We start from the raw sequence: 13061 nt of genomic DNA on the forward strand, positions 1-13061 counted from the left end.
GCTTTATTTCTGTGGGGGCGGGGTTGGCGTCGGCGCGCTCTTATCTTCTACCTTCGCAGCGCCCTTCCGCGTGGCGTCGGCCGATTTATGAACCACCTTCTTGCTGCCCTTTTTAATCTTATGGCCGGTTTTCTTGACGGCCTTGCCCGTTGAGTGGGCCGCATCTTTGGTATCTTGCTTGACTCCCTCGTCGGTTTGTTGTGCGATGGCTCCCAGAGAAAGAGCAAAGCCTACTACCATCGCGAATATGAACTTCAAGCGCATTGATTCACCTCGGTGCATCGGATTCACGTGGTGATGTACGAGTTGCCTCGCGGCGTCAATCAGAGGGCGGATCCAGCGGTAAACGGCGGGATGAGATGACTTCCCGATCCCGCCGCACGTAAAGGCAGCTCTATTTTCTTTATGGATTACAAGCCCTACATTGACACAGTGCCTCACTGATAGGAGGAAGGAACAAATACGAATGTTCCGAAAAAGTGATCCCAGAATATGTCAAACTCCGTACCCGTCCCATAAAGGGCTGGGTTGGGTGGATAAGGAGGGGTGCACGGATTGCCGTTACAGGCGGGGCCAATGATACTTGCTTGACCTGCGAAAGTAATGCTGTTCGTGGTCTGGTTATTCACCGCATAGACCCATGTCAATGTCTGAGATATGCTGACATTTGCCCCAAACCCCTCAAGGAAGTTTGTCCCCGAAAATGCATTTTCGACGCCATAGGTTTGTGAAAAGCTTGTTTGGCTTTGTTGCCCTTGGGTATTCGAATTCGTCGTGCTAACCGACCAAGTTGTTTGTGGCGCGCCCTCTGTATAAGGAATATTCTGCAGATTGGAGAGCGTGAACTGTGGCGGGAGAAGAGTAAAAATTCCCGAATTGACAGAATATGTGGGACAGGTGCTTGAGCCGATCAGTGAGCTTGGTTTGCACTGCCCCCATGGATCTGCGGCTAGAATGTTGTTCAGATCATTTTGTGTGAGTCCAGGGCCTTGCCCTGAAGGCCAATTTTCGCCAGCCGCCCAAGTGCGCTGAAATTCCCCGAGAGAAGGCGCACACCGTGAATCGCTTGTCGCGATATCCCCATTTAGACAACCTACAAGAATATCCACGATGTGGATAGGCGCCGTCGTATCCAGCGTGCTGAAGCCATAGCCGTTCCATTGGACAATAGTACCGCTGTCGTCATTTGTTAACGTAAAAAGCATCACGGGATTAACCCATACTTTGATCAGATCGCAATCATGATCTACCCCAATGTAGTCTCCGGCCTGGGGACCGCAGTTATTATTGGGACCCGGACCGAACAGCTTGAGGCCTTGGGTGCTGGTGTAGCTGGATGTAACAGAGGAAGATGTTTGAGATGTCTGCGTTAATGTGGTTGATTGCGTTTGTATTTGTGTTCCTCCGAAAAAGCCAGATAATCCGCTGCCGGGCGTCGTTATTTTTACCGTCTTCGTTGTGCTGTTGATAAAAGTATTTGTTATGGATGCAGTATTGCTTACGAAGTTTGTATTCGAATAATCAACAAAGCTCTTTGATCCTGGAGGAGCATAAATCACCCCAACTATCACATATTTGGGATTGATATATCCAGGGACGCTAATAGTGGCGGTTACATAGCCCGGCCCTGGCGATATAACCATTGTGAAACCGCTTCCGCTCGCAGTAATGGTTCTACCAGCGTAGGTAGCCGGGCAGCTTCCTTGCGCACGAGCGAGGCCGTCGACATAGCTCGTAAATCCGCTGAGCTGATATGTTGTATTGTCGCTTGCAATATATTTAAAATTACTAAATGACCAGTCTGTGAAAAATGCCTCAAACCCTTTTAATCCTGTGCATGGCTCTGTATCGCCGTTCACGTTATATGTTAGAGTTCCAAGTCCATTGCCAAAACTGAAGGACTGCGTCTGGGCCATCGCGCCGGAGACGGTAAAAGCCGTACTGACGACGAATATACAGAAGAATCTTTTAAACCATAGTCTCATAATGCTTACCTGATATTTACCTTTCATGTCTAGCAATTCACCAGTGTGCGTCCCAATTTAACTTCTAGCCTTGATGCCGATCTGTGACACTGGTCACAATCTGTTGCGGGGGCGCGCAACGATATATGGGTAATCTTAAAAAGCACTAATCCAAATCAAGGAGCATGGTTGAAACCCACACATCAATAAATAGTGATCCTGAATGCCCGACGCGACAAAAAGTAGTCAAGCCAGCCCCTCTGGTACAAACCCAGATGGTCAGCGGATAGTAGTCTGTTGTTGCTTATTTTGAGTGAAATTGGAGGCGGGCTTCGTGCGCCTGACGTACTTGCAGTCGAATATGTAGCTCTGAAAGCATCACGTCTCAACAGCTTTCCACACGCGGAAAAGTTTTGGTATTGCAAGGAGTTCCAACGAGGAGCGCCGGGGTAGAGCAACCTAAATCCCGGGACCCGGTGCCCTACCAGCCGAGCCACTCCCCCGAAACAGGGCGCGTAAAAACGAGAAGCCTGACCTTTCCCGCTTGCTCTGACTTAGTTTTCGGGGTTGCTCGAATTTGCTTTTTGGCCAATGTACCGATTTCTAGCCAACGGAAACTGGACGTTTGAGGATTGGCGTTCGAGCAGATATCAGCAGGAACTCAGGTGCATCATTGCGGCCAGATTCTTACATTTGAAGAGAGAAGAACGATGAACTTATTCACAATTATTCGTCCCAAAGATCCGGTAAGGTGAGATAGCCTCAGGGGGCGGAATGCGCCACGGTCTTTGAAAAACATAGCAGTCAGCAGTGATCGGGAAAGGAAAAACCTTACCACGGCCCACGGATGATCGCGCGCAGCTTTAGTACGGTTCCTTCAACGCGGAAAGCTGCTGGCGATGGCGCCCAGAGAAAGGGCAAAGCCTACTAACATCGCGAATAACCGGGCAGCAACTTGCAACCAGCTCACATTGCAAGCTGCTGCTTGTGAGTTGCTGCCGGCAGAACCGGCAGCAACGGCAGAAAGAAAAGAGAGGAACCCCGACAAGCTGCGTACCTGATGCAACTTGGCCATTCACCAGTTACGTCCTAATAAATAAGTGGTTCAAGGGGGAAAATAGATGAAACAAATCATTGCAGCACTCATAGCGGCTCCGCTCCTGGCTTTCATGGGCGGATGCTCGCAGCATCACGTGGCTACAACCGCCAGCGGCAAAACTGTCTACGGCGAACAGGCCCAGATCGTGGGACGGCTGCGCAACGCCGGAGACGATCTGAAACAACTGATGAGCGCGCCCGATAACGCCATTCCTCAAGATGTTTTGGCCGATGCCAAATGCATCGCCGTGGTTCCAGACATGGTAAAAGGCGGATTCGTTTTTGGCGCAAATCATGGTCGTGGCGTTGCCACATGCCGCACCGGAAACGGCTGGAGCCAGCCTGCATTCTTTGCCATTACGGGTGGAACGTGGGGAGCCCAGATCGGCCTGGAGTCGGTGGATCTGGTGATGGTATTCCTGGGCGATGCGGGCATGCAGCAGCTATTGTCTTCGCAATTCAAATTAGGGGCGGAAGCTGGAGTCGCGGGTGGCCCTGTGGGACGTGAAGCGCAGGCCAGCACTGATTGGAAGCTGAAAAATAAGATCCTCGTGTACTCGCGCACCAAAGGATTGTTTGCTGGTATTGACCTGAGCGGCGCGGCAGTGAAACCGGATGATGATTCCACCCGCGCATATTACGGAAAGCTGGTTTCGTCCCATGAGACGCTGATGGGTCAGGGACCGCGTAATGACAACTCGAATCTCTTCCTTTCAGACGTGAGAGAAGCATTCCGCGAATCCAAAACCAAGGAAGCGGCAAGTTCCAGATAGCTGCTTTTAACAAACAAAAGGGCGCGCTTTGCGGGCGCGCCCTTTTTCTCTCTGGCCTTGTGAGTTCTAGTACGGTTCCTTCAATGCGGAAAGCTGCTGGCGATGGCTGCGGCTAAGCGTGACCTGCTTGCCGGAAACAAGCGTCACCAGATATTTGCCGCTGAATGACCGTCGCAGCTCATGAATGCGGTTGCGGTTCACGATGACGGAGCGATGGATACGGACAAAGTCGCGCTCCGGCAACCGTGTTTCCATGGTGCTTAGTTTCTCGCGCACGCGATAGTGTGCCTCTCCCGCATGCACACGCACATAGTTGCCCGATGCTTCAAAGTATTCGACTTCATCAAGCGGGACAAACACTGTCCGTCCGCTTTCCTTGATCGGTAATCTGCCGCTGGTTACTGCGCCTTCTAATGTGCTCATACACTACACCTGGCTCGCTTCCTCTGGCGTGTTAGACGAAGTGGGAGAGAAATGGTCACAAATATTTTTTCAGGGAAGTTAGATCTTAATTTCGGGCAATGCACCATTAAGTGATTGGTAGATGCATTCATAGCCAGATTTCCCAGAATGTGTAGATCGCGCCACGGTGGCTTTCCAAAAATGAAAGCATCTCATCACTTTTGGCGGAGATGCGTCGCAGCACGATTTTTACGGGCTTTCGCTGAGCTCTCCTGAACACTTTTTCCATACTTTTCATCATTGCGGATTTGCCTTTCGTCACAAGGCGCGCACCAGCTTCTCCGGCAGAGTGCATTGGAATGGCAATTGCATTCCTGAATGTCAACTGCGCAAGCCGTGAATGCATTGGCGCAGCTTCATAGGAGAAGCACATGAATCATCATCAACATCCAGTCAAGCGACTGGTTCTTGCCATCGCGACACTAGCTTTGCTGTGCGCGATACCATCCCTGGCACAAGTTATTAAAGGATCTATTTCCGGCACAGTCACGGATCCCCAGGGCGCGGTGGTGTCCGGCGCAACAGTGAAAGCGATCAATGACGCTACCGGCGCCACGCTCACCACTGCCAGCGATAGTTCCGGCTCATTCCACTTCAACCTGATTCCTGTTGGCACTTACAGAGTCGAAATGACCGCAACAGGTTTCAAGACCACCGTTCAGAACAACATTGTGGTAGCTGCGGGACGCGACAGCGGTTTGGGCGCGATTCCCCTGACCGTAGGCGAAGTAACCACAGCCGTGGAAGTCACGGCAGACGCGCCTTTAATTGAGACCACTCAGTCACAGGTGACAAACACTTTTGCCGGAACGCAGTTGAGCACGTTTGCCGGCGTCACCGAGAATCAGGGCCTCGATAACCTGGCTCTCTTCATTCCTGGCGTAGTTGCCGCGCGCGACAATGGATTTTCCAACACCAACGGCGGCACTGGATTTTCCGTGAACGGCTTGCGCGGACGCAACAATGACCAGCAGATCGACGGCCAGAATAATAATGACAACAGCATCGGCGGTCCGGGACTTTTTGTTTCGGACACAGAGTTCGTCCAGCAATACATTCTGGTCACCAGCCAGTTTGGTCCGGAGTACGGGCGCAATGCCGGTTCGGTGGTGAACATCATTACCAAGTCAGGTTCCAACGCCTGGCACGGCAGTATTTATGAGCATGAGAACAATACTGTCCTCAACTCGATGACCAACTTTCAGAAGCGATTCGCGACGGACGCAAACGGTAATCCATTGACTTCGATTCCTCGCGCCAATGACGAGTTTGGCGGGTTCACCATCGGCGGCCCCATCGTTAAGAATAAGCTGTTTTTCTTCGGCGGATTCGACCAGCAACTCATCTCGCAAAATAGCCTCTATACCAGCGCCGGCAATGTGCCGACGCCCAACGGCATAGCCACGCTTTCCGCATGCTTTCCCGGAAGCCAGAGCCTGCAGGCGCTAAAGTCTTTTGGTCCATACGCAATCTCCTCGGGTAATCCCACGCCCTTCGGCACCTTCATGGACAATAGCGATCCATCGTGCCTGGGAGTAGAGCTGGGCGGCGTGGAACGTACTTTGCCCACACATACGCACAACTTTAACTGGGTTACGCGTATGGACTGGCAACTGGGCGGCGACGCCATCACGGCACGCTACCTGTTCAATCGCGGCAACAACTTCAACCTTGATACGGGCGATGCTGCCGCCGGATTCCCTGTGAGCGTACCCGCGCTCAGCCAGGCGATCCTGTTGAGCGATACCCATACTTTCAGTTCGCACATAGTCAATGAACTGCGTGCGGGCTTCAACCGCTTGAATGTTGTTTTTGCCACCAACACCATTGGCACCGTGCCGTCGGACACCAACGTTGATCAGGCCATCACTCGTGCCACCTTCACAGACCAGAGTCTCTTGCCTTTCGGTTTGAACGGCGTGTTTCCTGAAGGGCGCATCGTAAACACCTGGCAAGGGCAGGACAACCTGAACTGGGTCAAGGGCAAGCATACCTTCAAGGCCGGCGTGAACTATACATATCAGCGTTCGCCTAACACGTTCCTGCCTAACCTCAACGGCGCGTTCCGCTTTGCAGACTGGCAGGCATTCGCCGCGAACACGCCCAATCGCGTTCGCATTGCCGCTGGAACTCCGACTTTGGATTTCCGCGAGCATGATACCTTCCTTTATGCCGGCGATGATTGGAAAATCCGCCAGAACCTCACTCTGAACCTCGGCTTGACCTGGACCTATTATGGACAGCCGGCCAATCTGTTCAACGACCTGACGACCCAGCGTGAAAGCAATCCGGCTACCGCGTTCTGGCGTCAGGACATTCCGCTTTCAGAGCGCACCTCTCCCAAGCTCGACGCCCCAACCAAAAGCTTCGGGCCTAGCTTTGGATTTGCGTATACGCCAAGCTGGGGAGGCTTCCTGACCGGGCATGGTAAAACCGTGCTCCGCGGCGGCTACCGGTTGCTGTATGATCCGCCCTTCTACAACATCTATCTCAACATCGCCAACTCCGCTCCGGTGGTTTTCCTGAACACCTTTACCGGTTCGCAGATCACGCCCAGCATGATTCTGCCTGCGCATCCGTTTGGTCCGGACGTAAGGGCTGAGCTCTCTCCGCAGTTGCAGAAGCTGGTCTTCGATCCACGCAGCCTCGGCGCTGGTGAAGTAACCATCTCTAACAACTTTGGTCCGGACAAAGTGAACAGCTGGAATTTTGGTCTGGAGCGTGAAATTACCCGCAACTCCGCCATGGAACTGCGTTACGTGGGCAATCACGCTTATAACCTTTTCCAGACTGTGAACGGCAATCCCATTGTTACCGGCAATTCCACCGCGCCTGCCGGACTCACCGGCTGCACCAGTTCGCAGGTGCTGCTTGGTCCGGGACAGACAACAAACCCCGCGCTGGGCCGTGCCGATTGTTCCAAAGGCCTGGTGCTGGAGCGTAACAACGGCGGGTTCTCCAATTACAGCGGATTGCAAGCCGAGTTCCGCGCCAACAATCTTTTCAAACAGCTCGGCGTGCGTGCTGCTTATACCTACAGCCGTACTCTCGATAACGTAAGCGAAATCTTCAGTTCGGGAGTCGCAGGCAATACGCTCGCCTTTGCCCAGAACCCGTGGGACACAGGCCGCGGCGAGTATTCCTTCTCCGGCCTGGATGTTCCGCATCAATTCTCCATTGCAGCCACGGAACAACTACCCTTCTTCACGGGCCAGCATGGACTTTTCGGCCATGTGCTGGGAGGCTGGTCTGTTTCAGCCAACTACATATGGGCGTCTGGCCAGCGTTACACGCCGCTGCAAACCTTTGCTGAAGCTGCTTTAACCGCTCCCAGCAACAACTATGACTTCACATGGCTGGCAAATAACGTGGGAGTCGATCTGGCCCGTCCATTCGTGGGCAGCCTGAGCGCTCCCGCCAACACCGTGGGAATTTTTGCCGGTGACGCCTGCGGATTCTTTGGCAGCTCTTGCACGCTGCCGGCGAACCAGCTCGTCACTTTCAACCAGGATGTTCAGAGCGGCGTTGATGGAACGCCGATCCAGCAGAACACGGTCCGTTACATCATTAACGCCTCAACCGCGCAGAGCATTTTTGGCACTCCGTTTGGCGCGCGCCGCAACCTCTCACAGGACGCGCCCAGCAACATTGCCAATCTTGCCGTGTTCAAGAACATCAAAATGAACGAACGCGCCAGCCTGGAATTTAACGCCACGTTCCAGAATGTGTTCAATCACCCTAACTTCCAGAGCATCGATCCCAACATTGAAGACGTGGGGCTCACACGGGCCCAGCAGGCCCCATTTGTGGGCTTTGCCGATCCCAGTGTGACCAATGACGTGGTTGGCAATGCCCTGGGCAACCGCATTGTGCGTTTCGGACTTACCTTCAGGTTCTAACCTCCGGGCAAGTTGCTTCTTCACCCGCCGGATTTCCCGTCCGGCGGGTTTTTTATTCGCCACGTTTGCACATGACTGTCTGCTCCACTCGGAGCAGCACTATTGCGCATAGGCTTTTACCTCAAGCTGGGTTAAGCTGTGCCTGAACCATGCCCATCAGTCTTCCTAAGCCACGCAGTTCGTCCGCACTGGCGGAGCTGGATGCTCTACGCGAAGAATTCCGCGCAACCATTGCCACGGCCAAAAGGCCGGCGGCTTTTTCGTCCCGCGTGGGTGTGGTCCTTTCCGGCGGCGGCGCGCGCGGCGCTTATGAAGCCGGCGTGCTCATGGCTTTTCAGGACGCGCAGGTTCCCACTCACATCATCGCTGCCACATCCGTTGGCAGCATCAACGCCGCATCTTACGCCGCCCATGCCGAAGGTTTTGTCGGAAAGGCAGAGCATCTGATCGATGCCTGGCTTGAGCTTACGCCCGCCACGCTCGGCATTGACTGGTCGCGTTACATCTTTCTTCTCGCCGGACTGATCGCGGCCTCGGCCGGCGTTGGCAACTTTCTCTGGCTATGGATGCAGGACCGCGGCATCTTCCTGCAGACATCTCATCCGATGTTCACCTGGTTCGCGCTGGCCATCGCCGGCATTTCCATTTTGCTTTTTGCCGACAAGCTTTCTTACATCGGTTACGTCGGCGTTAAATACGTCCGCAAGCATGATTGGGAACCGGACTGGCGCAAGACCTGGGTTTCCATCGGCGCCAACGTGCTGGTGTGGGGCTTTATCGTGCTGTTTGTGGCCTTCACCTATATCCACCTGCCGCTCAATGACAACGGCTCTTTCCGCATCACGCCCCGTGTGCCCATGTTCTTTGCCATCCTGATTGCGCTGGGGCTGTATCGTTTATTGCAAGACCCGCTCAGCAAACTCAGTCACCGCTTTCTGCGCATGCCATTGCGCACAGGCTTGTTCAACAATTTCGATCGCATTAAGTTTCTGCGCGCGCGCATTCCAGATGACAAGCTGCGCAACTCCGCCATCCGCGTGATCATGACCGCCACCGATATCCAGCGCGGTCTTGCCCGCTTCTTCTCCAATGCCACGGTTGAAGCCCTGGCCAACGATCCCGGCGTCCATGAAGAATTTGTTCGCCGTGAAGTTGAGAGCCCGCAGGACCTGGTGCTGGCCGCGGTAGCCTCTTCCGCTTACACATTTGCCTATGAGGCCGTTACCATGGATGGCCGCTTGTGGACCGATGGTGGCATCATGACCAACCAGCCGGTGCTGCCCGCGCTGCGCCTGGGCGCCGATGTGCTCTTCCTCGTCCTGATCGCGCCGCTCGAAAACGCAGGCGCGGACCAGACGGATGCCATCAAGACGTTTCTCGATGTCGGCGTGCATGCCGTGGACATCCTTATCTCCAAGAACTTCAAGTCGGATATTGCCATGCTCAGCAGCTTCAACCGCCTGTGCACGGTGTATGCCGCTGAGTTGGGCGTTAAGCCGGAGCAAGTGGAACTGGAAATCGGCAGCCAGTTTTATCGCTTTGTGAAGTTCTTCAACATTGCGCCGCCCAAGCCGCTGGCGGCGGACGCGCTGGACTTCGACAGTGAAATCATCAGCCCCATCATCGTCCAGGGATACCGCGACGCCCGCGCCGTGATACAGGAATATCTGGAGTACGAATGTTCCCGCCCCGCGCGCGACTCACGCCGCATCGTCCGGCTGGCCGTGGAGCGCCCGGAAGGGAATTTCCGCGTCACCGGACGCTGAAGTTCATTCGATCTGTTCCTGAATCTTAAAACCTCAAAAACCTTACCGCTGATTAACGCGGATGACACTGATCTTAACTGCGCTTCTTTCGATGACGGCGATGTCGGCGATTCCGCGCGATGTCGGCGATTTCCTGATCCGTGGTGAGATTTTGGTTCTTCGACTGCGTTGCTGCCAGGCGTGAGCATGAAAGCTCAAGCTAATTCAGATCAGTGTTATCTGCGTTAATCCGTGGTGAGATTTTGATTTTGGCTGCAGATCGGTGTTTATCCGTGTAAATCCGTGGTAAGGTTTTTTCTTCCGATGGCGGCGATTCCTACGAGGGTTCAGTCTTCCAGAAATATCCCGCGCGGAAAGGCGGGTTTCTGCCTTCAGTAAAGAGCCGTATGGAGGACACCGAAACCTGCATGCCGGTCATGTCAATGCCGCTCAGTTCCACGCGGTCCCAGGCCTCAACCACGATGCCCTTTTCCATTACGCGGTCCAGCAGGTCGCTCTCGCTGGCAAAATCGGAGCTCAAAAGCATTTCGCGCACATCTCCCCATCGACTTTCTTCAGTATGTCTCGGTGAAGCGGCGCAAAACTTTTGGCAGCCCGTCTGCCAGGGAAACAGCAGTTGCAATAACTATACGCTAAAGAAACGCGAGTAGCGGGAAAATCGTAGGACGACACGTTTGGGTAAATCGCGCTTCAAGCAATTGACAGACATCTCTCCGGGTTGGCTAGGCTGCCGATGCGAGCACGCATGAAACAACCAGCGTTGCATAGGCAGTGACATGAAAGTTGTGAGCGGTGACCCTGACCCCAAGCATGTCAGCACGTCATACGTTGAAAGACAGAAGCTCAGCATGAGAATGGGGATGCGGCGCTTCACTCGCCTGACAAATGGATTCAGCAAAAAAGCTGAATCACTGCCATGCGATTGCGCTCTATTTCATGTACTGCAATTTCGCCAGAGTTTGCGCGTGACTCCCGCGATGGAAGCTGGGCGTGGCAGATCGCGTGATGACGATTGAAGAAATTTGCGCTGTGGTTACACCCAAAAAGGCCGCTATTTCTGCAAAAACAACAGAGCGCAGCATGATTTTGAAGGCCCTTGGGGAGAGCAATGGAGGGGCAAAAGAATATCCTTCTCTCAGAGAAAAAGCGGTGATATTCTACAGCCATGGCGATACTTCAGCAAGCCTCGACCGATGATCGCAAGAGGCTATTGGAGCTTTTCCCGGTTACTAACCTGCGTCATAATTTTCAAGTCAAGGGCACAAGAGCGACTAAAGAGGAAATCTGTTTTGCTGCCGCTGGGGATAACAGTGCGCAGCAGATAGCCAAAGTTGCCAAGTTTGTCGATGACCATTTGTGCTGCTGCAAGCAGCATGTATATGTGTTCTCGCAAGACGGGCCAGTAGCGTTGCCTAACGATGTTGCAGATGGCGAGAAGGTCTTAGATGGCGGTCGTCATGCACTTTACCTTAGCAGGGCAAAATATTCGGTAGTCCTTCGCGATCCTCTGGAAGAGACAACGCTGGAGTTTCTGTGGCCGATAAGGATTGAGATTCATGGCCAATACCTGGTACTGCGTTGTGTTGTCCTAGAGAAAAACGTAACTTCATATTTTGATGAGAGACCTGCCTACGTCGCCGGGAAAACGCTCACAGAAAAAACAATCCTTGCTGGAATAGGGATGAATCAGGCTGACCTGAATAAAGGAATCAAGAAACTGTGGGCTGATGGATTCCTTGAGTCCTCGCGCAGTAATTTTAAAAAACCCTTCTCACTATCCTCCGAAACAATGGACGAAGCAAAGGGTATTAAAGAGCATTATCCTGAAGTTTACGCGATCATGCAGGAATCTCCCCTCTATACGACTCTGTTTCAAGTTGCGGAGAAGAATTCTGTTGCAGAATTTTCTGCTGATCCATCGCACGGAATCATTGGATTTGGGAGTTACTCCGAAAAGGGGGACACCGATGGAATTATTGAAAAAATTATTTCAAATAATTAGCAAGGTTGTCCCTGCCCCTGCATTGTCGGAACGGGAGGCCCTAGAGCTTGCCCGATTAAATCCAGAAAAATTCTATGTTGAGAATGTGCGTAGCATTCTCGGTGTCTCGCATAACAGCGCTAAGCGTATTTGCGAAACAGCCGTGAGGCAAGGCGTATTCGAGCGGCGCATTGAAGTTAGATGCCCGGATGGTTCTGTTGCAGCATCTGCTGAGTCTGAGGCTGCCTTGCCTAAGACAGTCCGCTGTGTGCATCAGGAAGAACAGCATTTTGAAACAGAAGAAGTGCCTACAGCGGAACTCGAAAAAACAGTTTTTTACCGTTTGAAAGACGATGCAGATTCCATCCCTTACGGGCAAACAGCTTAATATATACGAGACGATAAACAGGGTAAGAATGTCATGGGTGGCGCTGATTGTTACCCTGACTCTATTCATTGCCGCTTTTATCGTCTTAGTTTTTGCCGCATTTTCACAAGTGGTAGGGCCATATGTTAAGGGGGCGTTCGCGACAATTGACGGCCTTCTTGGGGTTTGTCTCCATCAGGTGTTTAGAAATCTTTTCCCCGCCAAAAAGGCTCCGCGAGGAACTCCCTAGCCTGTGGAAATTCAAAAGGCCTATTACCGACATCCTTTTTCCATTGACTTCATGGGCGAACAAATGGTAGAGTACGATATTCGGCTCTAGGTTGAAGTGTGTCCTAGGGCCATGATCTTTGACAAAATAAGCTTCTAGCTGCTGGATACTAGATAAAGCTGAATACTGCAAGTTAATTGTAGGGGCTTGCGACCCTCTGCCGACCGAACAGTAAAAAGGGAAAAAGAAGGCTGAAATTGGGCCCGATTCGACCGCTGAAAAACGCGAAAAAAAGGCTTCGACCGCTCGGTCACCGCTCGGTCGAATTGAGGTTGGGCCTTTGTTATCAACAAACGTGTTAGGGGGGTGGGGGTCGTGGCTGAGGGTACAGACCGGGCACATCCCTGACAGAACAGACCGGGCACATATCTGACACTGCAACCAAGAAGCAGGCGCGAGTAAAAAGGAGCGCATGCCATGGAGAAAGAGCAGTGTTATGGAAGAGAAGCTGCGGTTCATTTT

At 52.9% G+C, this 13061-nt stretch carries 11 protein-coding genes; 6 read left to right on the plus strand and 5 right to left on the minus strand.

From position 1 onward, the window contains the following. Positions 1-3: 3 nt before the first annotated feature. The gene (locus tag LAO76_22330; GenBank protein MBZ5493665.1) at positions 4-264 is read right to left on the minus strand and encodes a hypothetical protein; all 261 of its coding nucleotides are present in this window, start codon (positions 262-264) and stop codon (positions 4-6) included. 173 nt (positions 265-437) lie between these two features. Beyond that, entirely contained in the window at positions 438-2012 is a 1575-nt protein-coding gene (locus LAO76_22335; protein ID MBZ5493666.1) for a hypothetical protein, read from the minus strand. A 1121-nt stretch (positions 2013-3133) separates the two neighbouring features. Between LAO76_22335 and LAO76_22340 the strand changes: the two genes are divergently transcribed. Beyond that, positions 3134-3835: a lipid-binding SYLF domain-containing protein gene (locus LAO76_22340; GenBank protein MBZ5493667.1), complete on the plus strand. Its 702-nt coding sequence runs from the start codon at positions 3134-3136 to the stop codon at positions 3833-3835. Between the two features lie 66 nt (positions 3836-3901). Here the strand turns inward: LAO76_22340 and LAO76_22345 are convergent, their stop codons facing one another. Together LAO76_22345 and LAO76_22350 are read right to left on the minus strand one after the other, a co-directional pair. Continuing rightward, positions 3902-4258 carry a LytTR family transcriptional regulator gene (locus LAO76_22345; protein ID MBZ5493668.1) on the minus strand — a complete coding sequence of 119 codons (357 nt, stop codon included), beginning with the start codon at positions 4256-4258 and terminating at the stop codon, positions 3902-3904. Between the two features lie 127 nt (positions 4259-4385). Beyond that, on the minus strand, positions 4386-4592 hold the full coding sequence (locus tag LAO76_22350; protein MBZ5493669.1) for a hypothetical protein: 207 nt from the start codon (positions 4590-4592) through the stop codon (positions 4386-4388). Between the two features lie 76 nt (positions 4593-4668). On the opposite strand from LAO76_22350, the gene LAO76_22355 reads away from it, so the two are divergent. Beyond that, a complete protein-coding gene (locus tag LAO76_22355) occupies positions 4669-8196 on the plus strand; it encodes a TonB-dependent receptor (protein MBZ5493670.1) in 3528 nt (1175 codons plus the stop codon). 149 nt (positions 8197-8345) lie between these two features. Continuing rightward, positions 8346-9962 (plus strand): patatin-like phospholipase family protein, encoded by a 1617-nt coding sequence (locus LAO76_22360; protein ID MBZ5493671.1) that lies wholly within the window; start codon positions 8346-8348, stop codon positions 9960-9962. Between the two features lie 316 nt (positions 9963-10278). Here LAO76_22360 and LAO76_22365 read toward each other — a convergent pair whose 3' ends face one another. Further along, the gene (locus tag LAO76_22365) at positions 10279-10488 is read right to left on the minus strand and encodes a gas vesicle protein (protein ID MBZ5493672.1); all 210 of its coding nucleotides are present in this window, start codon (positions 10486-10488) and stop codon (positions 10279-10281) included. Positions 10489-10952: 464 nt separating this feature from the next. Between LAO76_22365 and LAO76_22370 the strand changes: the two genes are divergently transcribed. The 3 genes from LAO76_22370 to LAO76_22380 are packed head-to-tail and all read left to right on the plus strand — an operon-like array spanning position 10953 to position 12331. Beyond that, positions 10953-11159, plus strand: a complete 207-nt coding sequence (locus LAO76_22370; GenBank protein MBZ5493673.1) for a hypothetical protein — start codon at positions 10953-10955, stop codon at positions 11157-11159. Next, positions 11128-11964 (plus strand): hypothetical protein, encoded by an 837-nt coding sequence (locus LAO76_22375; protein MBZ5493674.1) that lies wholly within the window; start codon positions 11128-11130, stop codon positions 11962-11964. Before LAO76_22370 ends, LAO76_22375 begins: the two co-directional genes overlap by 32 nt. Beyond that, complete coding sequence (locus LAO76_22380) at positions 11930-12331, plus strand: hypothetical protein (GenBank protein ID MBZ5493675.1); 402 nt, start codon at positions 11930-11932, stop codon at positions 12329-12331. The genes LAO76_22375 and LAO76_22380 overlap by 35 nt, the downstream gene beginning before the upstream one ends. Positions 12332-13061 lie beyond the last annotated feature (730 nt).

It is taken from the genome of Terriglobia bacterium (assembly GCA_020072645.1).
In the GTDB taxonomy this organism is placed as follows: domain Bacteria; phylum Acidobacteriota; class Terriglobia; order Terriglobales; family Acidobacteriaceae; genus Angelobacter.